Consider the following 26,059-nt stretch of genomic DNA (forward strand, 5'->3'; position numbering starts at 1 on the left):
CCGGTAACCGGTAGAATCACGGCGTTGCTGCACCTGGTGGCTGATTGCGCGGGCACGTTTGCAAAAGCGTTGTTACGCCGATACTCGCACATTCAGGATTGAGTTTTTCGTCTTACGTGAGTACCCATTGTCTGTGACTGATCTTAGCCGAATCCGCAATTTTTCAATCATCGCTCATATCGACCACGGCAAATCCACCCTTGCCGACCGTTTCATCCAGATCTGTGGTGGACTAAGCGACCGGGAAATGGCGGAGCAGGTGCTGGATTCCATGGACCTGGAGCGGGAGCGGGGCATCACCATCAAGGCCCAGAGCGTGACGCTCAATTACACCGCCCGGGACGGCAACGAGTACAAGCTCAACTTCATCGATACCCCCGGTCACGTCGATTTCTCCTACGAAGTTTCCCGCTCACTGTACGCCTGTGAAGGCGCCCTGCTGGTGGTGGATGCCGGTCAGGGCGTGGAGGCCCAGTCGGTGGCCAACTGCTACACCGCCATCGAGCAGGGGCTCGAGGTGGTGCCGGTACTGAACAAGATGGATCTGCCGCAGGCGGAACCGGAGCGGGTGGCCGCCGAGATCGAAGACATCATCGGCATCGAAGCCTCCGAGGCGGTCCGTTGCAGCGCCAAGAGCGGGCTTGGGGTGGAGGATGTACTGGAAGATCTGATCAAGCGGATTCCGCCGCCGCAAGGCGATACCGGCGCGCCGCTCAAGGCGCTGATCATCGACTCCTGGTTTGATAACTACCTTGGGGTCGTGTCCCTGGTACGGGTGACCCAGGGCACCCTCAAAAAAGGCGACAAGATCGTGATCAAATCCACCGGTCGGGCCTGGAATGCTGACAAGGTGGGGATATTTACGCCCAAGCTGACCGATACCGGTGAGCTGGGTACCGGCGATGTGGGCTTTGTGGTGGCCGGGATCAAGGACATTCACGGTGCGCCGGTGGGGGACACCATCGTCCACCAGAAATTTGCCGAAGAGACCCCGGCCCTGCCCGGGTTCCAGAAGGTCAAGCCCCAGGTCTACGCCGGGTTGTTCCCAATCCGGTCCGATGACTATGACGACTTCCGTGATGCCCTGGAAAAGCTGACCCTGAACGACGCTTCACTGTTCTTCGAGCCGGAAAACTCCGATGCCCTGGGCTTCGGCTTCCGGTGTGGCTTTCTGGGCATGCTCCACATGGAGATCATCCAGGAGCGACTGGAGCGGGAATACGGCCTCGAGCTGATCACTACCGCGCCGACGGTTATCTACGAGGTGGTCTCCAAGCAGAATGAGACCCTGTCGGTGGACAACCCGTCACGACTGCCGGACATTGGTTCCATCGAGGAGATGCGCGAGCCCATCGTGGAAGCCAATATCCTGGTGCCCCAGGAACACCTGGGCAACGTGATTTCCCTGTGTGAGGAAAAACGGGGTGTCCAGAAAAACATGCACTTCCTCTCCAGCCAGGTTCAACTGACCTATGAGCTGCCCATGGCGGAAGTGGTGCTGGATTTCTTTGATCGCATCAAGTCCGCCAGCCGGGGCTTTGCCTCCCTGGACTACCACTTTGTTCGCTTCCAGCCCGCCAACCTGGTGCGTCTGGACGTGCTGATCAATGGCGAGCGGGTTGACGCCCTGGCGCTGATCGTTCACAAGGAGCAGGCTCACTACCGGGGCCGGGCCCTGGTGGAAAAGATGAAGGAATTGATTCCCCGTCAGATGTTCGATATTGCCATCCAGGCGGCCATCGGCAACCAGGTGGTATCCCGGGTGACGGTCAAGGCGATGCGTAAGAATGTCACCGCCAAGTGTTATGGCGGCGACGTCAGCCGGAAGAAGAAACTGCTGCAGAAGCAGAAAGAAGGCAAAAAGCGGATGAAGCAGCTGGGTAACGTTGAGGTGCCTCAGGAAGCGTTCCTTGCCGTACTGAAAGTGGATAACTAGGGCCCTTCAATGGATATCAATTTTCCCCTGATTCTGGTCGTCCTGACCTTTTCGACCGGGATGATCTGGTTGCTGGACGTGTTGTTCCTTCGTTCCCGCCGGCTCGCCCGGCAAAGCGCCGAGGGCGGTGTCAGTGACGGCGACGCGGTGGAATCATCCGGGGAAGAAGAGCCCGCGGAGCCCTGGCTGATCGATCTCAGCCGCTCCTTCTTCCCGGTGCTGGCGATTGTGCTGGTGTTGCGCTCGTTCCTGGTGGAGCCGTTCACCATTCCCTCCGGGTCGATGTTGCCCACCCTGGAAGTGGACGATTTCATCCTGGTCAACAAGTTCGCCTACGGGCTGCGCCTGCCGGTGATTGGCACCAAGATTGTGGACATCGGCGAGCCCCAGCGCGGTGACGTCATGGTGTTCAAGTTTCCGGAAGATGGGGAAACAAACTATATTAAGCGGGTGGTGGGGCTGCCCGGTGACCATATCCGCTACCGTGACAAGACGTTGTACATCAACGGCCAGGTCGTGGAAACCCAGTTTGTCGCGAAGTTGCCGCCGGTGGAGTTGCGCCGGGAGGAACTCGGCGGGGTGGAACACGACATTTACCTGACGATGGGTCGCCGGAGCGGCGCTGGCGAAGGGGAGTGGGTCGTGCCGGAGAACCACTACTTCATGATGGGGGATAACCGGGACAACAGCAACGACAGCCGCTTCTGGGGCACTGTCCCCGATGAGCTGGTGGTGGGCAAGGCGTTTGCCATCTGGATGCACTGGAAGTCCCTGACTAGCCTGCCCACCTTTGACCGAGTGGGTCGTATTGAATAAAACCAACCATAAAGAAGGCGTGCGTATCATGAGAACAAACGGCCTGTCCGGCTTCCGCAATCAGCGCGGTGCCTCGACCATCACCATGCTGGTGATGGTCCTGTTCTTTGGAGCCCTGTTGACCCTGATTGTGAAAGTGGGGCCGTTCTACCTGGATGACCTGACCGTCCAGGAGGCCGTCGAAAGCCTGAACGACGTGGAAGACCTGTCCAGGATGGGGCCGGCGCAGGTGATGTCGCTGATCAATAAGCGCTTGACGGTGAACAATGTGCGCAGCCTGGACACGGACAGCTTCAAGGTTGAGAAGGATGGTGAGTTGGTCATCATCAAGCTTAACTACGAGAAACGCACCAACCTATTCCGCAACCTGGATGCGGTTGTCAGTTTTAATCATGAGTATGAGATGAAGGGCCAGTGAGTTCGCAACCAGACCTGGGACAGTTACAACGGCGTATCGGCTACCAGTTCAAGCAGCCTGAGCATCTGCTCCTGGCTTTGACCCACCGCAGTCACGGCAACCAGAACAATGAGCGGCTGGAATTCCTGGGGGATTCCATCGTCAACATGGTGATTGCCGAGCATCTGTTCGTGCATTTCGAAAAGGCCCGGGAAGGCCAGCTCAGCCGACTTCGTGCACGCATGGTCAAGGGTGTGACCCTGGCGGAAATCGGCCGGGAGTTTGACCTCGGCAAATACCTGCGGTTGGGGTCCGGCGAGCTCAAAAGCGGCGGTTACCGGCGGGATTCGATCCTGGCGGACACCGTGGAATCCATCATCGGTGCGATTTACCTGGACAGCGATTTTGACACCTGCCGCAAACAGGTACTGAGCTGGTTCGAGAAACGGCTGCAGAACCTCAACCTCCAGGATACCCAGAAAGATCCCAAGACCCGGCTGCAGGAATACCTGCAGTCCCGGCAGTTCCCGTTGCCCAGGTACGACGTGATTTCGGTGGATGGTGAGGCCCATGCCCAGACCTTCCATGTTTCCTGTAACCTGCCGTCGCTGGACCGCACCACCACCGGTAAAGGCAGCAGCCGGCGACTGGCGGAACAGCAGGCGGCCCGCAGCGCCCTGAAAGCCCTGGGCGTGGAGACCGATTAGTGATGGATATTACCCGTCCGGACAACCCCGACAGCCGTTGCGGCTTTGTCGCCATCGTGGGGCGTCCCAATGTGGGCAAATCAACCCTGCTCAACCATATCCTCGGCCAGAAGCTGAGCATTACGTCCCGCAAACCCCAGACCACCCGTCACCAGGTATTGGGCATCAAGACCCAGGGCCCGGTACAGGCCATTTACGTCGACACCCCGGGCATGCATGAGGATGAGCCGCGGGCCCTCAACCGCTACATGAACAAGGCGGCCAGTTCCGCGCTGGTGGACGTGGATGTGGTCATCTTTGTGGTCGACCACATGGCCTGGACCAAGGCCGATGAACTGGTGCTGTCCAAGCTGGCGAGCCTGCGTTGTCCGGTGATCCTGGCCGTCAACAAGGTCGACAAGGCGGACAAGCGGGAGACCCTGCTGCCCCATCTGGAGATGCTGTCGAAAAAACGGGAGTTCGCCGAAATCATTCCTCTCTCGGCGCTGCGGGGTGAGAATCTGAAACCGCTGGAAGAGGCGGTGGGGCGCTTCCTGCCCGAGAGCGTTCATTTTTACCCGGACGATCAGATCACCGACCGCAGCGAGCGTTTCATGGCGGCGGAAATTGTCCGGGAGAAAATCACCCGTCAGTTGGGGGCCGAGCTGCCTTACTCGACTGCGGTTGAGATCGAGGAGTTCCGGCGGGAAGGCACCACCCTGCATATCTCGGCGTTGATCCTGGTGGAACGCAACGGACAGAAGAAAATCATCATCGGGGACAAGGGCGAACGCATGCGGCTGATCGGCCAGGAAGCCCGCAAGGACATGGAGCGGCTGTTTGACAGCAAGGTCATGCTGCGGCTCTGGGTCAAGATCAAGCGGGGCTGGGCCGACAGTGACCGGGCCCTGAAAAGTCTGGGCATGAACGACTTCTGAGGCCGTCATGTCCCGGCCCACCCATGGCGAACCCGCCTATGTCCTGCATCGTCGCCCCTATCGCGAGACCAGTTTGCTGGTCGACCTGTTTTCCTTGAATGCCGGCCGCCTGACGGTCATTGCCAGGGGCGCGAACTCGCCCAAGAGCCCGCTCAAGGCGCAGCTGCAGCCCTTCCAGCCGCTGCTGGTGGACTGGCAGGGGCGGAGTGAACTGAAGACCCTGCTGCGGTTGGAAGTGCGCAATGCGCCGGCCATCACAGGAACCCTCCAGCTCTATAGCGGCCTCTACCTGAACGAGCTGCTGCAACGGATCCTGCCGTCCGGGGACCCCTGTCCGGAACTGTTTGCCGCCTACATCGAAGTGCTCAACGATCTGGTCAACGCCGTCGATGTCGAGCCATTGCTGCGCCGCTTCGAGCGCACCTTTGCCCAGACCCTGGGGATGGGGTTCGACTGGGCCCAGGCCAACGATACCGGCCTGCCGGTCGAGCCCCGGGGCAGCTACTGCTATGATCCGGAACAGGGTATTGTGCTGGCACCCAGCCCGGCCGTCCGGCTCAGCGGGCTGTCGGGGCAGACGCTGTTGAAGTTGGCCGAAGGCAATTATCAGTCGCCGGAGTGCCGGCAGGTGGCGAAGCGGGTGATGCGGGTGCTGATCGATCATTTGCTGCAGGGGCGGCCGTTGCACAGCCGCACCCTGTTCCAGAAAGGCTGAGGAGAACGCAATGAAGCAGAGAGTACTGCTGGGAGTGAATGTGGACCACGTGGCGACCCTGCGTCAGGCCCGTGGCACCCGCTACCCGGACCCGGTGCAGGCCGCCCTGCTGGCGGAAGAGGCGGGCGCCGACGGCATTACCATCCATCCCCGGGAGGACCGTCGTCACATTCAGGACCGGGATGTCCTGCTGCTGCGGGAGATGCTCAATACCAAGATGAATCTGGAAATGGCGGTGACCGATGCCATGCTGGCGTTTGCCGAGCAGGTCCGCCCCCACTGCGTCTGTCTGGTGCCGGAAAAGCGCGAAGAGCTGACCACCGAGGGCGGGCTGGACGTGATCGGCCAGGAAGCCCGGATTGCCAGGGCCTGCGAACGCCTGGCGGCGATCGGGGCTGAAGTGTCGCTGTTCATCGACCCGCACCGGGATCAGATCGATGCCGCCGTGCGGTGCGGCGCGCCGGTGGTGGAACTGCACACCGGGGAATACGCCGAAGCCGCTGACCCGGTCGCCGCCGAGGCGACGTTCGGGACGTTGGTGGACGCGGTGAGCTACGCCCGCGAGCAGGGGCTGATCGTGAACGCCGGGCACGGCCTGCATTACCACAATACCGAGCGGGTCGCGGCGATTCCGGGCCTCAACGAGCTGAACATTGGTCACGCCATCATTGCCCGTGCGGTCTTCACCGGCCTGAAGGAGGCGGTGAGGGAGATGCGGCACATCCTCGATCAGGCCCGGGAACTGGCCTGATTGCCAGCCTTCAGTTCAGCGACGCCTGGGACTGGTAGGCCCGGAACTGGGCCTGCCAGTCGCTCTGCTCGCCCCAGATTTCCAGCCGCTCCATGGCGGCCAGGAATTGGTCCTTGAGCTGTTCGAGCTCCGGTGAGGACTGCTTGAGGCCGGTCTCAAGCAGGTTGGCCGCCTCCCGCAGTTCGGGAACCCCGCAATAGCGTGCTGCCCCGTGCAGCTTGTGGACACATTCCAGGACAGCTTCCATGTCGCTCTTTTCCCACAGGGTACGCAGGCGGGGCAGGTCGCTCTGCACCTGCTCCAGCAACATGCTGAACAGCTCTTCGGCCAGGTCAGTCTTGCCGGCGGCCAGCTGGATGCTTTCCTGGATACTGACGCATTCCCGCTGCTTCTGTCGGGTGGATGGACGGATGCCCCGGCGGGTGTCCCGAATTTCCTGAACCGGGCCGCTCATGCCCTGGGGGGGCGACTCCCGGTAGCCGGTGTGCTGGTAGAGGGTCTCCATCAGTTGCTGGCTGCTGATGGGCTTGGCCAGGTAACCGTCGAACCCTTGCTGGGTGAGACGCTCCCGCTCATCCGCCAGGGCGTGGGCGGTGAGGGCGATGATGGGCAGCTTGCGGGAATAGCCATCCAGGTTGCGCAGTCGTTCGGTGGTCTCCACGCCATCCATCCCCGGCATCTGCAAATCCATGAAGACCAGGTCGAAGCTGGTTTGGCGTGCCTTGCTCAGGGCCTCGAAGCCACTGGCGGCGCCTTCCGCCTGAATCTGGTGGTCCCGCAGCAGGGTGAGCACCAGTTTCAGATTGGCTTCGTTGTCATCCACCGCCAATACCCGCGGGACGCCACCTACCTGGCTGGCGCTGCCGCTGGCGTCGGCTTCTGCCGGTTCGCCCTGGTGGATGCCGTGGATCAGCAGCAGTAACTCGTCGTACAGGGTGTCCCGGCAAACTGGCTTGGTGATGTGGCCGCTGGCGAGACTGGAGAGCGGATCGTCGTGGGTTTCCAGAGTGGGGGTCAGCAGCAGCGAACGGCAATCCCGCTCCACTTCCAGCTCCCGCAGCAGGCCGCAGTACTGGCTGGAATGCAGCAGGTGGCGGGTGATTCCCACCATCGCCAGGGCATAGCCGGCCTGGTGCATCTGGGCCTCTTCCACCTTGTCGATCAGCTCCGCCGGGGAGGCGGCCCGTTCCACCAGTAGGCCCCAGTCCCGCATCAGGTGTTCAATGGCCAGGCCGGACGTTTTCTGGTGTTCCAGGTAGATCACCTTTTCGCCCCGCAGGGCGTCCTTGGGAGCCGCCGGCTCCTTGCTGGCGGAGAGGTCGGAGGTGAGGGTGAACCAGAAGGTAGAGCCCTTGCCCAGTTCGCTCTCCAGGCCGATGGTGCCGCCCATCTCTTCCACCAGCCGCTTGGAAATGGCCAGCCCCAGCCCGGTACCGCCATATTGCCGGGCGGTGGAGGCGTCGGCCTGGTTAAAAGCGTTGAACAGCGACTGCTGCTGCGCCCGGGACAGGCCCACGCCGGAATCGGTAATGCTCAGCCGCAGGGTGACCCGATGATGCTCGATGTCTTCCTCTTCCAGGCTGGCACGCAGCACCACTTCGCCGGTCTGGGTAAACTTGATGGCGTTGTTGACCAGGTTGGTGATCACCTGCTTGACCCGCAGCGGGTCACCCATGATGTTGTCCGGCACGTCGTTGTAGACCAGCGGCACCAGGTCCAGGTTCTTGCTGTGGGCGGCCGGGGCCAGCATGACCATCACGTCTTCGATGATGTCGCGAAGCTGGAACGGGACCCGGTCCAGCATGAGCTTGCCGGCCTCGATCTTGGAGAAGTCGAGGATGTCGTTGATGATGGTCAACAGGATTTCCGACGACTTGCGGATGGTGCTAAGGTGATCCCGCTGCTGTTTGGCCATCGGACTCTTCAGCAACAACTCGGTAAAGCCGATGATGCCGTTGAGCGGGGTGCGGATCTCGTGGGACATGTTGGCGAGGAACTCGGACTTGATCCGGCTCGCCTCCAGGGCCTCTTTGCGGGCAAAGTCCAACTCAATGTTCTGGATCTCGATGGTTTCCAGGGTTTCCCGCAGGTCCTCGGTGGCCTGGTCGATGTTCTGCTGCATTTCCGCCTGAGCCTTGCTCAGTTCTGCGGCCATGGCGTTGAGCCCGGACTCCAGTTGCTCGAATTCCGGGCCGGCCTCGGTGTAGACCCGGGTGTCCAGTTTGCCTTCCTTGAGCTTGGCGACGGCATTGTTGAGTTCAAAGATCGGATCGGTGAAGGCGCGGCTGAGCTTGACCGCGATCAGCAGGCTCACGATCACCCCCGCCAGCACCAGCAGCAAAGAGATCAGCAGCGCCTTGTAGGTCTCCTTCTCGGTGCGGATGTGGGACATCTCCACGGCTACCCAGCCGATGGGGGAGCGGGTGGCGGAGGCCGCATGGCCGGCGTCCAGGTCCAGCATGTTCTCGATCATCAGGTCCTGGAGGTAGACCGGGGTGATGAACAGGGTGCTGTTCTTCCGCTCCTGACGCACCGCCTGGCCGCCGGTCAGGCTGCCCTCCGGCAGTGCTTCTCGGGCGCCGGGGCCGGTGTGCAGCAGGCGCCTGTGGTTGGCGTCGTAAAAGGTGATGGAGCGAACGTCCTGCTCTTCCAGCAGGGCGTTGGAGAGGCTGCTCAACAGGCTCCGGTTGGCGGTGAACATGCCGTACTCGGCGCCCGCGGCAAGCTGACGGGACAGTGAGTCACCCCGGTCCTGCAGGAGTTGCTCGATGTTCTTGACCCAGCTCAGGGAGAAAAACAGCCCCAGCATCAATGTGGTCAGTAACGTGGGGACGAGCGTCACCACCAGTACTTTTTTGCGAATGCCCCAGCGACGCATGTCCTGATCCTGCCGTTGTGCCATTCCGGCCTCTTCTGTCCGGATTCTGGCGTGCTTCCCTGTCAGAATAGATGAAACCGCAAAGAATGGCTGTGACCTTTCCCCCGGTTATAGCGAACCGTCATGGTTATAGCGAGAAGCCGTATTGGGCGACCGCCCCATTAACGCGTATGATGCGAACCCTGAGTGTATCACAGGCCGGTCTGGTCACGAGCCGATGACCGCCTGGCGGATACGGTTGACAGGAGTAATTGCCAACATGCATTTCCCAACCATCGAAGATTTCGTCGGGCATACCCCGCTCGTTCGCCTGCAACGCCTGCCCGGCGACACCAGCAATCTGGTGCTGGCCAAGCTGGAAGGCAATAACCCGGCGGGATCGGTCAAGGACCGTCCCGCCCTCAGCATGATCCAGGAGGCCGAGCGCCGTGGCGATATTCAGTCCGGGGACACCCTGATCGAGGCCACCAGCGGCAATACCGGCATTGCCCTGGCCATGGCAGCCGCCATCAAGGGCTACCGGATGATCCTGATCATGCCGGAGAACATGAGCGAGGAACGCCGCGCCTCCATGCGGGCCTACGGTGCCGAGATTGTCACCGTCAGCCAGCAGCAGGGGATGGAAGGTGCCCGGGATCTGGCCCAGCAGATGCAGGCCGAGGGCCGGGGCCGGGTGCTCGACCAGTTCGCCAACCTGGACAACCCGCTGGCCCATTATCGGGGCACCGGCCCGGAAATCTGGGAGCAGACCGCGGGGCGGGTGACCCACTTTGTCAGCTCCATGGGGACCACCGGCACCATCATGGGCGTGTCCCAGTACCTCAAGGAACGCAATCCCGATATCCAGATTGTCGGCCTGCAGCCCCAGGAAGGGGCCTCCATCCCGGGCATCCGCCGCTGGCCGGAGGCCTACCTGCCCAAGATCTTCGACGCCTCGCGGGTGGACCAGGTGGTGGACATCGGCCAGCAGGAAGCCGAAGACACCATGCGTGCCCTGGCCAGGGAAGAGGGCATCTTCTGCGGCGTGTCCTCCGGGGGTGCCATCGCCGGCGCCCTGAGGTTGTCCGAGCAGGTTGAAAACGCGGTAATCGTGGCCATTATCTGTGACCGGGGTGACCGTTACCTGTCCACGGGTGTGTTTCCCGGCGCCTGACCCGTGGCGGCCGTCTTCCGGGACCTCGGCACGGTCGCTAATAACGCCTTTTCAGAGAATGCAGTATGAGTAAACGTCGCAGGAAGAGCCTGCCCACGGAGCCGGTTCGGTGTGAGATCGAGAAACTGAGCCACGATGGCCGCGGGATTGCCCATCTCGATGGCAAGATTCAGTTTGTCGACGGCGCCCTGCCCGGTGAGTCGGTCATGGCCAAGTACATCTCCTCCCGCAGCAAGTTCGATGAACTGCGGGCCGAGCAGGTGATCGATCCGGTACCCGAGCGGGCCGAGCCGCCGTGTGAATTCGCCGACCTGTGCGGCGGCTGCAGCCTGCAGCACATGAGCAGCGAGGCACAGATCCGGTTCAAGGAAGACACCCTGCGTGAGCATTTTGCCCATTTTGGCGGCATCGAGCCGGAGCAGTGGGTGGCCCCCATGCGCTCGGATGACCTGGGCTATCGGCGCAAGGCCCGGTTGGGCGTGCGTTACGTCCGCAAGCGGGAATCCGTGCTGGTGGGGTTCCGGGAGAAACGCAACAGTTTCCTCACCGACATCGACCGCTGCGCGGTGATGGATCCGCGCATTGGCGAGTGCATCACGCCGATGCGGGACATGCTGCATGGCCTGGCGGCCTATCAGCGCATTCCCCAGGTGGAAGTGGCCTGCGGCGACGACGTGGCGGCACTGGTGATCCGCCACATGGACCCGCTGGTGGAGAGCGATCGGGAGACCCTGGTCGCATTCGGCCAGGCCCATGATTTACATATTTACCTGCAGCCGAAGGGGCCGGACACCGTGCACCGGATCTGGCCCGAGGGTGGCGAGGAGCGTCTGAGCTACCGGTTGGAGGAGTTCGACCTGACCCTGAAGTTCCACCCCATGGACTTCACCCAGGTGAACGCCGGCATCAACCAGCAGATGGTTCACCGGGCGGTGGACTGGCTCGATATCCAGTCCGGGGAGCGGGTACTGGACCTGTTCTGCGGGCTGGGTAACTTTACCCTGCCGCTGGCGCGTCGGGCCGGTCAGGTAGTCGGGGTGGAAGGCGACGATGCCATGGTGGTCCGCGGGCGGGAGAACGCCATTTTGAACGGCCTCGACAACGTGGCCTTTCACGGCGCCAACCTCCACGGCGACTTCACCGCCGAACCCTGGGCGAAGGAAGGGTTCGACAAGATCCTGATCGATCCGCCCCGTTCCGGTGCCGAGGAAGTGTGCCAGTACCTGACGGCATTTGGCGCCAACCGCATCGTGTATGTGTCCTGTAACCCGGCTACCCTGGCCCGGGATGCTGGGGTCATGGTGCGCAACGGTTATCGCCTGGTACGGGCCGGTGTCATGGACATGTTTCCCCACACCACCCATGTGGAGTCGATTGCGTTATTTGAGAGGAACTAACTCCCAGTCGTCCAATCAGGGATGATTGGATCCAGGAACCGGAAAAAACAAAAAACAGCATGGTTAAAGTTCGCGAAGACTACGTGGTGAATCAGGACGGCCAGATCGACATCGAGCGCTGGGTCCGTCAGATCGAGTCGCAAACCCATCTGGAAGACGCGGCGCAGTTCCGTCGCGCCTGTGAGAAGGCGGCAGAGATCGATCTCAAGGCGGTTCAGGAGGACCGGCTGTGGGCGCCGGGGGCCAGCAGCTTCCGCACCGGGGTGGATATGGCCCAGGTGCTGGTGGAGCTGCACCTGGATCAGGCCAGTCTGGTGGCCGCCATCCTCTACCGGGCGGTGCGGGAAGGCCGGGCCACCCTGGAGGAGGTGCGTCGTGAGTTTGGCGACGAGGTCGCCGGCCTGATCGACGGCGTCCAGCAGATGGCCGCCATTTCCGCCATCCATCACCCGCTGAAGGGCAACGTGCTGGGCCAGAGCCAGGGCCAGTTGGACAACGTCCGCAAGATGCTGGTTACCATGATCGACGATGTCCGGGTGGCGCTGATCAAGCTGGCGGAACGGACCTGTGCCATCCGGGCGGTCAAGGATGCCTCCCCGGAGAAGCGCATGCGGGTGGCCCGGGAGGTGTTCGATATCTACGCGCCGCTGGCTCACCGGCTGGGCATTGGTCACATCAAGTGGGAGCTGGAGGACCTGTCGTTCCGCTATCTCCATGGCTCCGCCTACAAGAAGATCGCCAAGCTGCTGGACGAACGCCGGCTGGACCGGGACAGCTATATCGGCCGGGTGCTGCGGACCCTCAAGGGCGAACTGGAATCGGCGGGCATCGACGGCGAATTGTCTGGTCGCGCCAAGCACATCTACAGCATCTGGCGCAAGATGCGGCGCAAGGGCATCGATTTTTCCCAGGTCTACGACGTGCGGGCGGTGCGTATCCTGGTGCCGGAGGTGCGCGACTGCTACGCGGCACTGGGGATCGTGCACAGCCTGTGGCGCCATATCCCCAATGAATTCGACGACTACATCGCCAACCCCAAGGAGAACGGCTACCAGTCCCTGCATACCGCGGTGGTGGGACCGGAGGGCAAGGTGATGGAGGTGCAGATCCGCACCCACCAGATGCACGAAGAGGCCGAGCTGGGGGTATGCGCTCACTGGCTGTACAAGGGCATGGACAACGGCAAGAAGTCCTCCGGCTACGACGCCAAGATCAACTGGCTGCGTCAGGTGATGGAGTGGCAGGAAGAGCTGGGTGACCTCTCCGGCCTGGCCGACCACCTCAAGTCCGATGTTGCCTCCGACCGGGTCTACGTGTTCACCCCGGAAGGCCACGTGGTGGACTTGCCCCAGGGGGCGACGCCGGTGGATTTCGCCTACCGGGTGCACACCGAGGTGGGCCACGCCTGCCGCGGGGCCCGGGTGAACGGTCGCATCGTACCGCTGACCTATCCGCTCAAGACCGGCGAGCAGGTGTACATCCTGACCTCCAACAACCCGGCCCCGAGCCGGGACTGGCTCAACCCCAGCCTGGGTTACATCCAGACCTCCCGGGCCCGGGCCAAGGTGACTCACTGGTTCAAGCAGCAGGATCACGACCGTAACGTGATCGATGGCCGGGCCATCCTGGAGGACGAGTTCAAGCGACTGTCGATCCACGAACTCGACCTGAATCAGCTGGCCCGCAAGGTCAATTACCACTCGGCGGAGGACATGTTCGCGGCGGTCGGTGCCGGTGACCTGCGTCCGACGCACGTGGCCAACATTGCCCAGCAGCTGCTGGAGCCGCAAAGCCGCCAGCTGGACCTGAAGCTGGTGCGCGGTGGCAAGAAGACCTACGACACCGAGTCGGACATCCAGATCCAGGGGGTGGGCAAACTCAAGACCCAGGTGGCCAAGTGCTGCAAGCCCCTGCCCGGAGACCCCATCGGGGGGTACATCACGGTCGGTCGTGGCGTGACCGTGCACCGCCAGGACTGCCTCACCTTCCTCAACCTGCGGGAGCTCGAGCCCAACCGGATCATCGAGGTCAGTTGGGGCACCCGGCCGGAGGCGGTCTACCCGGTGGATATCGAGATCGAGGCCTACGACCGTTCCGGCCTGCTCCGGGACATCACCCAGGTGCTGACGTCGTCGAAGAGCAACGTGCTGGCGCTCAACACGGTCTCCAACCCGGATGAAAACACCGCCACCATGACGGTGACGGTGGAAATCAGCAGCCTGGAGCAACTGGCCCGGCTGCTGGCCCAGATCCGGAACCTGCCAAACATTGTCGAAGTCAGGCGGAGACGCGGATGAACTATACCCTGGACGACCTCAAGTACCTGATGGCCCGCTTGCGCAAGCCGGACACCGGCTGCCCCTGGGATCTCAAGCAGGATTTTGCCTCCATCGTGCCCCATACCCTGGAGGAGGCCTACGAGGTGGCGGACGCCATCGAGCGCGAGGACTACCCGCACCTGAAGGGCGAGTTGGGTGACCTGCTGTTCCAGGTGGTGTTCTACAGCCAGTTGGGCGCGGAGCAGGGCCATTTCGAGTTTGACGGCATTGTCGACAACCTGGTACGCAAGCTGGTGCGGCGCCATCCGCACGTGTTCCCCGAGGGCACCCTGGCCAGCGAGGTGGATCCCGACAACCGGCCCACCGAGGCGGAAATCAAGGCCAGCTGGGAGCGCATCAAGGCCGAGGAGCGGGCCGCTGCCCCGCAACAGGACAGCGGCAGTGCCCCGGCCAGCCGGCTGGATGGCATTGCCCGTACGCTGCCCGCCATGGCCCGGGCGGAGAAACTCCAGCGCCGGGCCTCCCACCACGGCTTTGACTGGCCGACCGTCGAGCCGGTGTTTGACAAGCTCCACGAGGAAATCGACGAACTCAAGGAGGCCTGGCACGCGGCGCAATCCGGTTCCGGCGATCCGGCGGCGGTGGCGGACGAACTGGGCGACCTGCTGTTTGTCTGCGTCAATCTGGCCCGGTTCATGAAGGTCAATCCCGAGCAGGCCCTGAACGGCACCAACCACAAGTTCGAGGCCCGGTTCCGGGCGATCGAGGCGCAACTGGCCCGCGAAGGGCGGGATCTGGATGCGGAATCCCTGGAGGCTTTGGATGAGATCTGGCAGTCGGTCAAGGGCGTCGAGAAGCAGCGCGATCGATAGGGCAGCGCGGTAGGTACAATCCGTAACCATTTGTCGGCCCCCGGAACAACGAACTCGGCTAAACTTTTCAATAGGGTTGCACCAGTGAAGGGCGGCCTATCCGGGCAAGAATCGGCGGGAGTTACGGTACTATGAAGATTAAAGATCTGGTCAATTATTGGGATAAGCACGCGCGGGGCCGGCTAACCCGTGATGCTTATTTTATGGCGCTGTCAGATCAGCATCACCAGCGGTTGGAAAAACTGGCCGCCCTGTATCCCATGAAGACCCCCCAGGACCTGTTGCGGGACCTGATCTCGGCGTCGCTGGACGAGATGGAGACCAGCTTCCCCTACGTGCAGGGCACCAAGGTGGTGGCGTTTGATGAGGATGGCTTTGAAATCTATGAGGATGAAGGGTTGACGCCGAAGTTCGTCAGCCTGAGCCAGAAGCACATCCAGAAACTGAAGGCCCGTCAGCTCGAATCGGTCGCCTGAGTTCGGCCTCTCGGGCAGTTCCCACTGACCAGGGTGTGGTATTCTCCACACCCTGTTTGAGCCCCTGTCGTCGCGTTACTTATCCTTTGCCGCCAGTTTGTCCTTCAGCGGGCTTTGCCGTACCAGGTCGTCCAGGGCGGCGGATACCATGTCGTTGAGAATGTCCGTTTCCGACCGGTCCGGGTAGAGTTCGGCCAGGGCGGCGATCCGGGCGGCATCCTCGAGCGGCAGCCGCAGGTTGTAATCGTGGCTCCGCTCCACCGTTTCTCGCTTTGATTCCCAGTACTTGGGCAATTCGGTTACTTTCATGATTACTCCTTGCGGCCACTGACGTTAATCGTTATTAGTATCGGTACAACCGTTGGTCTTCGTCAATTGAAAAGGATGCCGTTGTGACTGAGCTACATCCCGAACTGCGAGAGAATGTCCGCATGCTGGGTGAACTGCTGGGGGAAGCCATTCGCCAGAGTCCCGGTCAGGAGGTCTACGAACTCATCGAGCAAATCCGCGCCGCCGCCAAGGCGGACCGTCGCCAGGAGAGTGGCTCCGGGCAGAGATTGTTGCAGCTGCTCAGCAACCTCAAGGACGATGAACTGCTGCCGGTTACCCGCGCGTTCAACCAGTTCCTCAACCTGGCCAATCTGGCGGAGCAGTACCACGGTATCCGCCGCAAGAAAGGGCACCACACCGATTTGATGGTGGAGTCGCTGGGGGAGGTGTTCGACCGGCTGATTGCCGATGGCATTGACCCCGAGGAGCTGCATCGCCGGGTGGCGGACCTGCGCATCGAGTTCGTCCTGACCGCCCATCCCACCGAGGTGGCGCGCCGCACCCTGATCATGAAGTACGACGAAATGTCCGAGTGCCTGGCCCGGCTTGACCACGATGACCTGATGCCCACGGAGCGGGAGGAGATTGTCCAGCGTCTGCGCCAGCTGGTGGCGGAGGCCTGGAACACCGACGAGATTCGCCACCAACGTCCCACGGCGGTGGATGAGGCCAAGTGGGGCTTCGCGGTGATCGAAAACAGCCTGTGGCAGGCGCTGCCCCGTTTCCTGCGCAGCCTGGATCAGGCCCTGGAGACCTCGACCGGGCGCGGCCTGCCGCTGACCGCGGCCCCCATTCGAATGGCCTCCTGGATGGGCGGCGACCGGGATGGCAATCCCAACGTCACCCACAGAGTCACCCAGCGGGTGTTCCTGTTGGGACGCTGGATGGCGGCCGACCTGTACCTGAGGGATATCAACGCGTTGCGCGCGGAGTTATCGATGGGCCAGGCCACTGATGAGTTGCGGGCGGTGGCCGGCGACAGCCGGGAGCCGTACCGTCAGGTGCTGGCGGAGCTTCGCGACCGGCTGATCCGGACCCGGGACTGGGCCGAAGCCCGGGTCAACGGGGAGCCGGCGGATGCCACCGGCATTCTGTTCGAGAACGAAGACCTGACCGCGCCATTGGAGCTGTGCTATCGATCTTTGATGGCCTGCGGTCTCGACACCATTGCCAACGGCCCGTTGCTGGACACCATCCGCCGGGCCCATACTCTGGGGCTGCCGCTGGTCCGGCTCGATATTCGCCAGGAAGCCGCCCGCCATGCCGAGGCTGTGGCGGAGATGGTGGACTACCTGGGCATGGGCGATTACCTGTCCTGGCCGGAAGAGCAGCGCCAGGCGTTCCTGGTCAGGGAGCTCAGTGGCCGACGCCCGTTGATCCCGCGTAACTGGCAGCCGTCCGAGCCGGTGCAGGAAGTGCTGGACACCTGCGCCATCGTCGCCGAGCAGACTCCGGAAGCATTGGGGTCCTACGTCATCTCCATGGCCAGCAAACCCTCCGATGTACTGCACGTGATCCTGTTGTTGCGGGAGGCGGGCATGAAGTTCCCGATGCGGGTGGTGCCCCTGTTCGAAACCCTGGATGACCTCAGCGGCGCGCCGGATGCCATGTCGGCGTTGTTCGAACTGGACTGGTATCGAGAGTATTGCCAGGGGCGGCAGGAAGTGATGATCGGCTATTCCGACTCCGCCAAGGACGCCGGCCAGATGATGGCCGCCTGGGCCCAGTACCAGGCCCAGGAAAAGCTGACCGAGGTGGCGCAACGGTTCCAGGTTCAGCTGACCCTGTTCCACGGCCGTGGTGGCACCGTCGGCCGGGGTGGGGGGCCGGCCAATCGGGCGATCCTGTCTCAGCCACCGGGTTCGGTGAACGGCAGTTTCCGGATTACCGAACAGGGGGAGATGATCCGCTTCAAGTTTGGCCTGCCCCGCTTGGCGGAGCAGAGCCTGACGCTGTACACCACGGCGGTGGTGGAGGCAACCCTGGCCCCGCCGCCGGCGCCGGAACCGGCCTGGCGGGAAACCATGGACTGGCTTACCGAGCGTTCGCTGAAGGCCTATCGCGAGGTGGTTCGCGAGCACCCCGATTTTGTTCCCTATTTCCGCCAGGCCACCCCAGAGCAGGCCCTGGGCAAGCTGGCGCTGGGCAGTCGTCCGGCCCGTCGCAAGGCCTCTGGTGGGGTTGAGAGCCTGCGGGCCATACCGTGGATCTTTGCCTGGACCCAGATGCGCCTGATGCTGCCCAGCTGGCTGGGCAGCGATGTGGCCCTGACCGAAGCCGCCGCCAGTGGTCGCATGGAGCTGTTGCGTGAGATGATGGACCATTGGCCGTTTTTCCGCACCTACATCGACATGCTGGAAATGGTACTGGCCAAGGCGGACCTGAGAATTGCCGGCTATTACGAACAGACCCTGGTGGAGGCTCCGCTGCGGGAGCTGGGCGCGAACCTGCGGGAGCGGCTGTCTGCCTGCATCACCCAGGTCAAGGCGCTCAAGGAGCAGGACGAGCTGCTGGCCAGTGATCCGGTCTTTGCCCACTCCATGCGGGTGCGCAACCCCTACACCGATCCGCTGCACTACATGCAGGCGGAACTGCTGCGTCGGGACCGGGAGTGCGAGGGCCGCGTCCAGGTGCCGGAGAACGTCGAGCAGGCCCTCAAGGTCACCATGGCCGGGATAGCCGCCGGCATGCGCAATACCGGATAAGCGGTATTGTACAGGGCGTGGCAGTGCCCTGGGTCGTCGCACCAGGGGGCAGGACATCAACAGGATTCAAGAACAGGAGAACGCCGTGGCTCTGGCCCCGCGACTGGAACAGTATCTCAACCGCAAGGCAATCGCCTTCAGCGAACGGCCAATCGAAACGGTGACCAGTTTCGAGGCCGCGGTCATGGCCTCCGGGGAAGACCGGGGCAGCATCCTGCGGGCGTCGCTGCTGATCGATCTGGAAGGGGCCCTGATGGTGGTTCATCCCTTTGACTCGGCCCTCGACCTGGAGGCCATCCAGCAGCTCACCGGGCGACGCCTGCAACCCCTGACGGCCCGCCAGGCGGACCGTCTGTTCAGCGATTGTGACCCCGGCTTTCATCCGGCCATCGGCGGGGCCTATGACGTACCGGTGCTGCTGGAGGATGAGGTCGCCCAATGGCCCCAGGCGGTGCTGTCATCGGGGACCGACAGCAGTCTGCTGAGACTGGAGGGGGGCAATCTCCGCCTGGCCCTGGCCGGTGCCCGTCGCGGGCATCTGGTGATCAAGGGACAGGGGGGCTCGGAGGGCACGGCCCTGACCCTGGAGGAGGTGGCGGCCAAACTGCAGAAACTCTATCGGTTGCCGCCCATGCCGGCCCTGGCGCTACGCATCCTTCGGCTGACCGCCAATCCCGAGGCCAGCGCCCGGGAACTGGCGGAGCTGATCGAGTTCGACCCCAGCCTCACGGCCCAGATCATGCGCTATGCCCGCTCTGCGTTGTTCAACTACCCCGGCCAGATTCAGTCGGTGCAGGAAGCCGTCACCCGGGTTCTCGGGTTCGACCGGGTGGCCCATGTGGCCCTGGGCATCGCCTCGGTCCGTGCCTTCGATGTGCCCCGGGAGGGCGCCCTGGGCATGGATCAGTTCTGGCGCCACTCCCTCTACAACGCCTTCCTGTGCCAGAAAATGGCGGAAATGTGCAACGCCGACAAGGGCCTGGCGTACCTTTGTGGCCTGCTGCACAACTTTGGCCTGTTGTTGATCGGTCACCTGTTCCCTGGCGAGTTCGAAGAGCTCAACCGACTGCGGGAGGTCAATCAGGACGTCAGTATGCGCTCACTGGAGCAGCAGGTGTTCGGCGACGCGGACGGTCAGGAGGTACTGGCGGTGGGCCACGGTGCCATCGGCGGTATTCTGCATCGCCTCTGGCAGTTACCGGATGCGGTGGTCAAGGCGGCCGGAGTACACCAGCAACCGGATTACCACGGCGATCACGAGGTCTACGTGCTGATGGTCCAGTTGGCCAATGGCCTGCTGAAACAGCAGGGCATCGGGGACGAATTCAATCCCGATGATCTGGAGGCCCTGTCCGGCCGGCTGGGGCTTTCGGAAGACGACGTTGAGTCGTTGAGCGCCGAGATCGGCAAGGTGGGGGCGGAGCTGGACGATCTGGCCCGCTCCCTCACCGCCTGAGAGGCATTCGTCCGCTCAGGGTCCTTCTCCCCACACAGGGCCCGGGTAGCCTGAGACGTCCACCGATCCGGGTCATCCGACTATGCTACCGAGGTCCACTTTCTCTTGGGGGGCTGACTTCGTATAATGCCCGCTTCGTTTCGCGGTCGCGTTACCGAGAGGCTGTCGCAAAGTTTGGGGATTTTGCAACATCTTTTCTACGATAATCACGAAAATGGGAGCACAACGTTATGCGAGTGATCATGTTAGGCGCACCGGGCGCCGGTAAGGGGACCCAGGCCCAGTTCATTACCGAGCGCTTCGACATTCCCCAGATTTCCACCGGCGACATGCTGCGGGCGGCCGTCAAGGCCGAGAGCGAGCTGGGCCTGCAGGTCAAGGAAATCATGGCGACCGGCGGCCTGGTCTCCGATGACATCATCATCGGCCTGATCAAGGAGCGTATCCAGCAGCCCGACTGCGCCAACGGTTTCCTGCTGGACGGCTTCCCGCGTACCATCCCCCAGGCCGAGGCCCTGAAGGACGAAGGCATCGCCATCGACTACGTGGTGGAGATTGCGGTCGATGACGAAGAGATCGTCAGCCGGCTGTCCGGCCGTCGCGTCCACGAACCCAGTGGCCGGACCTACCACGTCAAGTACGATCCCCCCAAGGTTGAGGGGAAGGACGACGAAACCGGCGAACCGCTGGTTCAGCGTGAGGATGACAAGGAAGCCACCATTCGCAAGCGGCTTGAGGTCTACCATAGCCAGACTGCCCCGCTGGTTGGCTACTACCAGGATTGGGCGGCTGAAGACGCCGCTGCTGCCCCCAAATACGTGCGGGTTGAAGGGGTGGGCTCCCTGGACGAGATTCGCGACCGCATCCTGGGTCAGCTGAAGTAATCGGACGCCGAGCCGTGTCACAGAGCAACCTCAAGCTGCTGGCGCTGGACACCTCCTCGGAGGGGTGTTCGGCGGCCCTGCTGGTCGACGGCCAGCTTTACGACCGGTTTGAGCTGGCCCCGCGGGGGCACACCCGGTTGCTGATGCCGATGATTCGCCAGCTGTTGGCGGACCAGCAGCTCCAGGCTTCCGACCTGGACGCCCTGGCGTTCGCCTGCGGCCCCGGCTCCTTCACCGGCCTCCGGATTGCCACCGGTGTGGTCCAGGGCCTGGCCTATGGTCTGGATGTCCCGGTAGTGCCGGTCTCTTCCCTGGCGGCAGTCGCCGCCGACGCCCTTGCCTCACCAGCCATCGCCGTCGGTCACGGGGTGGCCGTGGCCTTCGATGCCCGTATGGGGGAAGTTTACTGGGGCTGTTTCGAGGATCGCGATGGCCTGCCAGTCGCGGTCGCCGACGAGCGGGTCTGTGCCCCGGAACTGGTGAGCCTGCCGAATCAGCCAGAGGGCTGGTGTGGGGTAGGCTCGGGCCTCGGCTATCGCGATCAGATGCCCGACGCGGTCATTAGCCGCCTCCAGGGGATCGATGAGAACCTGGTGCCCAGCGCCCGCCATGTCGCGCGTTTGGCGGCGGAAGCCTATCGGCAGGGCCGGGCCGTCCCCGCGGCCCAGGCCCAGCCGGTCTATCTGCGCAACACGGTGGCCTGGAAGAAACTGCCCGGTCGCTAGCCTGTTCACCTGTCACTGGAAACCCTCGCCATGGATCTGTGGCACATCATTGTCTTGTCTGTTATTCAGGGGCTCACCGAGTTTCTGCCCATCAGCAGTTCGGCCCACCTGATCCTTCCGTCGCAGCTGCTGGGCTGGCCCGATCAGGGCCTGGCCTTCGACGTGGCGGTGCATGTGGGCACCCTGGCCGCGGTGGTGTGGTATTTTCGCCGTGACGTCCTGAGACTGATCACCGCCTGGCTGGGGGATACCGCCCGGGGGCGGGTCGGCGATGACAGTGGGCTGGCGTGGGCCATCATCGTCGGCACCATTCCGGCGGGCCTGGCGGGCCTGTTGCTGGACGACCTGATCGAATCGCACCTTCGCGCCGGACTGGTGATTGCCGCCTCCACCATCGGCTTCGGCCTGGTGCTGTGGTGGTCCGATGCCACCGGCCGGCGACACCGAGGCCTGGCGACGCTGACCATCCGCGACGCGGTCATCATCGGTCTGGCCCAGGCCCTGGCTCTGATCCCCGGCACGTCCCGTTCCGGCATCACCATGACGGCCGCCCTGTTCCTCGGTTTCCAGCGGGAGGCTGCCGCCCGCTTTTCCTTCCTGCTGTCCATCCCGCTGATCACTGCCGCCGGCGCCCTCAAGACTGCCGAGCTGATCGGGCAGGGGGCCGCCGCGGACTGGACCTCCATCGCATTGGGGGCGCTACTGTCTTTTGTCAGCGCCTTTGCCTGCATTCACCTGTTCCTGAAGTTCCTGGAGCGTATCGGCCTGATGCCCTACGTCATCTACCGGCTGCTGCTGGGGGGGCTGCTCTTGCTGGTGTTGTGGTGATTGGTAGTTTTTGGTGAAGAAATGCACAGAGGGGTTTGTTTTTTTGCCCGTTCCAATCATACTTGGAACCTTGTCCGTACTCCCATTTGACCGACGCAGGCAGCAAGCGGATCGACGTTGATGATCAGTCCTCTCAATTCCAGCGGTAGCTATCCCCTGCAAAGTGGGAACGCGGCGGCCCGTGACCGCAGCGATGTGGCCCGCAGCCCCGCGGCCAGCCCGGACCGGGGCGGCGAGCAGGTCCGTCAGGATCTGGCGGATCCCCGTCCGTCGCAGGAGCGCAGTGCCGGTGAATTGGCTCAGCGCCGGGTGGAAGCCCGTCGGGCGGCCGAGGACGTTCGCCTGGAACGGTTCCGTGCCGATGAGTTGCCACTGGCGGCCAGCCAGGCCTTGTCCACCTTCGCCCAGGTGGCGGCCCAGCGGGACGATCAGGATGTCGAGCTGGCTGGGCTGTCGATCCGGGTTTAATGGTGGTATCCGATTCCTTGCCACTGGCGGTGGCCTGCAGTCCCCTGGGGGATATCGAGGCCGCCCGCCACCTATCTGAACAGCTGCAGTTGCCGTACCTGGGGGTGGTGAAACCGCGTCAGGTCCGGGACTACGGTGTCCTGATGTTCTTTGACGACCGGGGCCTGGCCCTGCAGGTGACCGGCAAGGGTGCCCCCGGCCCGGTACGGGTGGACTTCACCTCAGGCAAGGCCGGTTACCGCCGGGAACACGGTGGCGGAACCGGCCAGCTGATTGCCAAAGCGGTGGGGCTGCAAAAGACCCGTGTTCCCCTGCACGTGCTGGATGCGACCGCCGGCCTCGGCCAGGATGCCTTTGTGTTGGCGGGGCTGGGGTGCCGGGTGACCCTGTTTGAACGCTCGCCGGTGATCCACGCCCTGTTGGCCGATGGCCTGGCCCGGGGTCGGCTCAGTGAGTCAACGGCGTCGATCATGGCCCGGATGGCGCTTCGGGTGGGTAGCAGCATCGACTGGCTGCGTTCGGCAGGACCGCAGGTGGCGGATATCATTTACCTGGACCCGATGTTCCCGCATCGGGACAAGTCTGCCCTGGTGAAGAAGGAAATGCAGGTGTTCCGGCCCATCGTCGGTGATGATGACGATGCCCCGGCGCTGCTGGCGGCGGCGCTGGAGGCCGCCACCTACCGGGTGGTGGTCAAGCGGCCCCGCAAGGCGCCCACTATTGACGGCATCGAGCCCGCTACCCGGGTGGAGGGCAAGAGCAGCCGTTACGACATTTACCCCATCAAGGCCCTGCCACCGGGCTGAGTCTGCGAGGGTGTCCGGCGTCAGGCGCCCAGCATGGTCACCTGCTGGATTGCCTGGCGTTTCTCCACATTCAGTACCAGGCGGGCGTCTTCCGCCACTTCATCCAGTCCCTCGGTGTAGCACAACAGGCCGTTGTCGTCGGTGGTCAGCACCTCGTTCTTCTGCAGGTTGGCGATGAAGTTGCGGAACAGGGTCTTGTCGAAGAACTCCGGCGCATTCAACCCGAACAGGATGGACATGCGTTCCGCCATCATGGTGCTCTGTTCCTCCAGCTCGGCCGCGTTGATCTTGCCGGAGCCATACTTACGGAGAATGGCGATGGCGATGTGATAACGCTCCAGGGTCTGGATGATGAAGCGGGACAGGGAGCGCAGACGCAGCATGGCGTCGGTGCCTTCCTCCGGCCGGCAGATCCGGTCGCCCTCGGTTTGCAGCAGGCCGTGCTTGAGCAGCACGTCGATCCAGTGGTCGATCACCGCCTCGGCCTCGTCGGCGGGGTAGCGCAGGAACAGCTCCGACTGGATGTAGGGGTAGACAACACTGCACAGGGAGACCGCCTTCTCCCGTCTGAGGGAACTGTTGTTCTCGAACAGGCAGGCAATCAGCGAGGGCAGGGCAAACAGGTGCTGGATGTTGTTGCGGTAATAAGTCATCAGGATGGCATTGCTGCCCTCCAGGCCGATAATGTCGCCAAGCTTCTGGGGCTGTCGGGTGATCAGGCCCATGCCTTCGCAGTAGGTCAGCCAGTCCTTCGCCGAGCCCTCGGGCAGGGTGACGGTCTCGGCGTAGGAAAAGTCCTGCAGCAGGGCCGCGAACTGGTCCATCAACCGAATCAGCTGCTGCTCGTCCATGGCCAGCCTCTCGGTGCTCAGCAGCACGGTGGCGGTGATGCCGATGGGGTTCACCGCTACGGATGCGTTGATGCGGGTAGCGACCTCGGTCGCCAGCTTTTCGACCACGTCGTTGAGCCAGGGCGGGCGGAAATCGTTGTCGTAGGCTTCCTGACGCCAGCTGCTGTGGCACTCGTCGAGCACATCGGACAGGTGAATGGCGTCACCGAAATTGACGGCCACCCGGCCAAAGGAGTTGGTCAGCTTACGGGCGGTCTTGGCCAGCGCGAAGATGCTCTCTTTCTGCTTCTTCTTGCCGCGCAGCTCGCCCAGATAGGAGCGACCCTCCATCACCTTCTCATAGCCGATGTAGACCGGTACGAACACGATGGGCTTGCGGTGATCCCGCAGGTAGCTGCGCACGGTCATCGACAGCATGCCGGGACGTGGCGGCAGCATGCGCCCGGTGCGGCTGCGGCCCCCCTCCACAAAGTACTCGACCGAGTAGCCGCGGGAGAACATGACGTGCATGTACTCGTTGAACACGGTGGCATAGAGCGGGTTGTCGCGGAAACTGCGACGCATGAAGAAGGCACCGCCCCGGCGCAGGATGGGGCCCACAACCGGCATGTTGAGGTTGATGCCGGCGGCAATATGGGGCGGCATCAGGCCATTCTTGTACAGCACGTAGGACAGCAGCAGATAGTCGATGTGGGAGCGGTGACAGGGCACGTACACCACCGCGTTGTCCTGGGCGACGTCCTTGACCTCCTGGATATTGTTGACGGCGATGCCGTTGTAGATCCGGTTCCACAGCCAGCTCAGCACCACCTCGAGAAAACGGATGGTGACGATGGACATGCTGGCGGCAATCTCATCGGCGTATTTGCGGGCCTTGGCCTTGACCTTTTCCGGCGGGAGGTCGTCCTTGCGGGCGGTTTCGCGGATGGCGTCCTTGACCGCCTGGGTTCGAACCAAGCCTTCCACCAGGGTGCGACGGTGGGAGAGGTCCGGCCCCAGGACCGCCTGGCGTACCCGTCGGAAATGGGTGCGCAGAATCCGGGCCAGTTTGCGGGTGGCCCGGGCTTCGTTGTCCTGGTATTCCGTCACCACCTGTTGCAGGGACAGCGGCTTATTGAACTGGACGTAGGTATTGCGGCCATGGACCAGGATGATCAGCAGCTTCTGCAATCGACCGGCCACGGACCAGGTGTCCGACAGCAGCAGTTTGACCAGGGATTTTTCCTTGTCCGGGGAGCGCCCCCAGAACAGGGACACCGGGACAATCTGGATATCCTGTTCCGGGTGCTTGATGCCGTACTGGATCAGTTGGTGGACCTGGGGGGTCAGAACCGGGGCCTGACGGCGGCGGAACAGGCCCCCCACCCGCCGGTAGAGGAAGAAGAACGATTGGCTGGGAGCCTGCTCTACGGGAACGGACACTTCCGCCCGGGGCAGACCGGCACGACGGACTTCCTGCTCGAGGACCAGCCGGCTGGACATGGAGCTGTATTGCAGGACGTAGCAGACCGGTTTGTCAGGGTCCAACGCCAGGTCTTCCCGAGTGGCACCGCTGACATCGGTCCTGACCCAGAGGAACAGTATCTTTCGAAAAACGGTCAGGATCAGGCCCCAAAGTTTCGGGAAGAGTTGCATACGTGATTGCTCCGGTTCACAAAACAGTGGCTAAGTTTACTTGCTTCAACGGCCTGCGGAAAGCAGCCCGCCGGCTT

Annotated in this window: 22 protein-coding genes; 19 read left to right on the top strand and 3 right to left on the bottom strand. The window is 62.9% G+C overall.

What is annotated here, in order from left to right; translation table 11 throughout:
• Window positions 1-133: 133 nt before the first annotated feature.
• From lepA to pdxJ, 7 genes are read left to right on the top strand one after another with little or no spacing between them, the layout of a single operon-like run.
• Window positions 134-1,936, top strand: coding sequence for a translation elongation factor 4 (gene lepA, locus R3175_RS00295; RefSeq protein WP_318941480.1), 1,803 nt, complete (start codon window positions 134-136; stop codon window positions 1,934-1,936).
• 9 nt (window positions 1,937-1,945) lie between these two features.
• Window positions 1,946-2,752 carry a signal peptidase I gene (lepB, locus tag R3175_RS00300; RefSeq protein ID WP_318941481.1) on the top strand — a complete coding sequence of 269 codons (807 nt, stop codon included), beginning with the start codon at window positions 1,946-1,948 and terminating at the stop codon, window positions 2,750-2,752.
• Between the two features lie 28 nt (window positions 2,753-2,780).
• Complete coding sequence (locus tag R3175_RS00305) at window positions 2,781-3,170, top strand: DUF4845 domain-containing protein (protein ID WP_318941482.1); 390 nt, start codon at window positions 2,781-2,783, stop codon at window positions 3,168-3,170.
• Window positions 3,167-3,856, top strand: coding sequence for a ribonuclease III (gene rnc, locus R3175_RS00310; protein ID WP_318941483.1), 690 nt, complete (start codon window positions 3,167-3,169; stop codon window positions 3,854-3,856). Before R3175_RS00305 ends, rnc begins: the two co-directional genes overlap by 4 nt.
• Window positions 3,856-4,773 (top strand): GTPase Era, encoded by a 918-nt coding sequence (gene era, locus R3175_RS00315; RefSeq protein WP_318941484.1) that lies wholly within the window; start codon window positions 3,856-3,858, stop codon window positions 4,771-4,773. The genes rnc and era overlap by 1 nt, the downstream gene beginning before the upstream one ends.
• 7 nt (window positions 4,774-4,780) lie before the next feature.
• On the top strand, window positions 4,781-5,488 hold the full coding sequence (gene recO / locus R3175_RS00320) for a DNA repair protein RecO (protein WP_318941485.1): 708 nt from the start codon (window positions 4,781-4,783) through the stop codon (window positions 5,486-5,488).
• Between the two features lie 10 nt (window positions 5,489-5,498).
• Window positions 5,499-6,239, top strand: coding sequence for a pyridoxine 5'-phosphate synthase (gene pdxJ / locus R3175_RS00325; protein ID WP_318941486.1), 741 nt, complete (start codon window positions 5,499-5,501; stop codon window positions 6,237-6,239).
• Window positions 6,240-6,249: 10 nt separating this feature from the next.
• On the opposite strand, the gene R3175_RS00330 is transcribed toward pdxJ, so the two are convergent.
• Window positions 6,250-9,117, bottom strand: coding sequence for a response regulator (locus tag R3175_RS00330; RefSeq protein WP_318941921.1), 2,868 nt, complete (start codon window positions 9,115-9,117; stop codon window positions 6,250-6,252).
• Window positions 9,118-9,376: 259 nt separating this feature from the next.
• Between R3175_RS00330 and cysM the strand changes: the two genes are divergently transcribed.
• The 5 genes from cysM to R3175_RS00355 all read left to right on the top strand — a co-directional run bounded on the left by cysM (window position 9,377) and on the right by R3175_RS00355 (window position 15,294).
• Complete coding sequence (gene cysM, locus R3175_RS00335; RefSeq protein WP_318941487.1) at window positions 9,377-10,270, top strand: cysteine synthase CysM; 894 nt, start codon at window positions 9,377-9,379, stop codon at window positions 10,268-10,270.
• 65 nt (window positions 10,271-10,335) lie between these two features.
• The gene (rlmD, locus tag R3175_RS00340; protein WP_318941488.1) at window positions 10,336-11,667 is read left to right on the top strand and encodes a 23S rRNA (uracil(1939)-C(5))-methyltransferase RlmD; all 1,332 of its coding nucleotides are present in this window, start codon (window positions 10,336-10,338) and stop codon (window positions 11,665-11,667) included.
• 59 nt (window positions 11,668-11,726) lie between these two features.
• Complete coding sequence (gene relA, locus R3175_RS00345) at window positions 11,727-13,964, top strand: GTP diphosphokinase (RefSeq protein ID WP_318941489.1); 2,238 nt, start codon at window positions 11,727-11,729, stop codon at window positions 13,962-13,964.
• Entirely contained in the window at window positions 13,961-14,818 is an 858-nt protein-coding gene (gene mazG / locus R3175_RS00350; RefSeq protein WP_318941490.1) for a nucleoside triphosphate pyrophosphohydrolase, read from the top strand. Before relA ends, mazG begins: the two co-directional genes overlap by 4 nt.
• A gap of 131 nt (window positions 14,819-14,949) precedes the next feature.
• Entirely contained in the window at window positions 14,950-15,294 is a 345-nt protein-coding gene (locus R3175_RS00355) for a pilin assembly protein (RefSeq protein WP_318941491.1), read from the top strand.
• Window positions 15,295-15,369: 75 nt separating this feature from the next.
• Here R3175_RS00355 and R3175_RS00360 read toward each other — a convergent pair whose 3' ends face one another.
• Window positions 15,370-15,603: a hypothetical protein gene (locus R3175_RS00360; protein ID WP_318941492.1), complete on the bottom strand. Its 234-nt coding sequence runs from the start codon at window positions 15,601-15,603 to the stop codon at window positions 15,370-15,372.
• A gap of 83 nt (window positions 15,604-15,686) precedes the next feature.
• Between R3175_RS00360 and ppc the strand changes: the two genes are divergently transcribed.
• The 7 genes from ppc to R3175_RS00395 all read left to right on the top strand — a co-directional run bounded on the left by ppc (window position 15,687) and on the right by R3175_RS00395 (window position 23,496).
• Complete coding sequence (ppc, locus tag R3175_RS00365) at window positions 15,687-18,329, top strand: phosphoenolpyruvate carboxylase (RefSeq protein WP_318941493.1); 2,643 nt, start codon at window positions 15,687-15,689, stop codon at window positions 18,327-18,329.
• Between the two features lie 85 nt (window positions 18,330-18,414).
• The gene (locus R3175_RS00370) at window positions 18,415-19,785 is read left to right on the top strand and encodes an HDOD domain-containing protein (RefSeq protein ID WP_318941494.1); all 1,371 of its coding nucleotides are present in this window, start codon (window positions 18,415-18,417) and stop codon (window positions 19,783-19,785) included.
• Window positions 19,786-20,015: 230 nt separating this feature from the next.
• Window positions 20,016-20,669 carry an adenylate kinase gene (gene adk / locus R3175_RS00375; protein ID WP_318941495.1) on the top strand — a complete coding sequence of 218 codons (654 nt, stop codon included), beginning with the start codon at window positions 20,016-20,018 and terminating at the stop codon, window positions 20,667-20,669.
• 14 nt (window positions 20,670-20,683) lie between these two features.
• The gene (tsaB, locus tag R3175_RS00380) at window positions 20,684-21,394 is read left to right on the top strand and encodes a tRNA (adenosine(37)-N6)-threonylcarbamoyltransferase complex dimerization subunit type 1 TsaB (protein WP_318941496.1); all 711 of its coding nucleotides are present in this window, start codon (window positions 20,684-20,686) and stop codon (window positions 21,392-21,394) included.
• A 30-nt stretch (window positions 21,395-21,424) separates the two neighbouring features.
• A complete protein-coding gene (locus R3175_RS00385) occupies window positions 21,425-22,222 on the top strand; it encodes an undecaprenyl-diphosphate phosphatase (RefSeq protein ID WP_318941497.1) in 798 nt (265 codons plus the stop codon).
• 120 nt (window positions 22,223-22,342) lie between these two features.
• The gene (locus tag R3175_RS00390) at window positions 22,343-22,690 is read left to right on the top strand and encodes a UDP pyrophosphate phosphatase (protein ID WP_318941498.1); all 348 of its coding nucleotides are present in this window, start codon (window positions 22,343-22,345) and stop codon (window positions 22,688-22,690) included.
• On the top strand, window positions 22,690-23,496 hold the full coding sequence (locus tag R3175_RS00395) for a class I SAM-dependent methyltransferase (RefSeq protein ID WP_318941499.1): 807 nt from the start codon (window positions 22,690-22,692) through the stop codon (window positions 23,494-23,496). The genes R3175_RS00390 and R3175_RS00395 overlap by 1 nt, the downstream gene beginning before the upstream one ends.
• Window positions 23,497-23,516: 20 nt before the next feature.
• Here the strand turns inward: R3175_RS00395 and plsB are convergent, their stop codons facing one another.
• On the bottom strand, window positions 23,517-25,982 hold the full coding sequence (plsB, locus tag R3175_RS00400) for a glycerol-3-phosphate 1-O-acyltransferase PlsB (RefSeq protein WP_318941500.1): 2,466 nt from the start codon (window positions 25,980-25,982) through the stop codon (window positions 23,517-23,519).
• Window positions 25,983-26,059 lie beyond the last annotated feature (77 nt).

This window comes from Marinobacter sp. (genome assembly GCF_033722735.1).
Classification (GTDB): domain Bacteria; phylum Pseudomonadota; class Gammaproteobacteria; order Pseudomonadales; family Oleiphilaceae; genus Marinobacter.

Excerpts from the sequence above, each read along its gene's own strand:
- lepB (WP_318941481.1), top strand. The coding sequence starts at position 1,946 with ATGGATATCAATTTTCCCCTGATTCTGGTCGTCCTGACCTTTTCGACC.
- R3175_RS00305 (WP_318941482.1), top strand. The coding sequence starts at position 2,781 with ATGAGAACAAACGGCCTGTCCGGCTTCCGCAATCAGCGCGGTGCCTCG.
- recO (WP_318941485.1), top strand. The coding sequence starts at position 4,781 with ATGTCCCGGCCCACCCATGGCGAACCCGCCTATGTCCTGCATCGTCGC.
- pdxJ (WP_318941486.1), top strand. The coding sequence starts at position 5,499 with ATGAAGCAGAGAGTACTGCTGGGAGTGAATGTGGACCACGTGGCGACC.
- R3175_RS00330 (WP_318941921.1), bottom strand. The coding sequence starts at position 9,117 with ATGCGTCGCTGGGGCATTCGCAAAAAAGTACTGGTGGTGACGCTCGTC.
- cysM (WP_318941487.1), top strand. The coding sequence starts at position 9,377 with ATGCATTTCCCAACCATCGAAGATTTCGTCGGGCATACCCCGCTCGTT.
- rlmD (WP_318941488.1), top strand. The coding sequence starts at position 10,336 with ATGAGTAAACGTCGCAGGAAGAGCCTGCCCACGGAGCCGGTTCGGTGT.
- relA (WP_318941489.1), top strand. The coding sequence starts at position 11,727 with ATGGTTAAAGTTCGCGAAGACTACGTGGTGAATCAGGACGGCCAGATC.
- mazG (WP_318941490.1), top strand. The coding sequence starts at position 13,961 with ATGAACTATACCCTGGACGACCTCAAGTACCTGATGGCCCGCTTGCGC.
- R3175_RS00355 (WP_318941491.1), top strand. The coding sequence starts at position 14,950 with ATGAAGATTAAAGATCTGGTCAATTATTGGGATAAGCACGCGCGGGGC.
- R3175_RS00360 (WP_318941492.1), bottom strand. The coding sequence starts at position 15,603 with ATGAAAGTAACCGAATTGCCCAAGTACTGGGAATCAAAGCGAGAAACG.
- adk (WP_318941495.1), top strand. The coding sequence starts at position 20,016 with ATGCGAGTGATCATGTTAGGCGCACCGGGCGCCGGTAAGGGGACCCAG.
- R3175_RS00385 (WP_318941497.1), top strand. The coding sequence starts at position 21,425 with ATGGATCTGTGGCACATCATTGTCTTGTCTGTTATTCAGGGGCTCACC.
- R3175_RS00390 (WP_318941498.1), top strand. The coding sequence starts at position 22,343 with ATGATCAGTCCTCTCAATTCCAGCGGTAGCTATCCCCTGCAAAGTGGG.
- R3175_RS00395 (WP_318941499.1), top strand. The coding sequence starts at position 22,690 with ATGGTGGTATCCGATTCCTTGCCACTGGCGGTGGCCTGCAGTCCCCTG.
- plsB (WP_318941500.1), bottom strand. The coding sequence starts at position 25,982 with ATGCAACTCTTCCCGAAACTTTGGGGCCTGATCCTGACCGTTTTTCGA.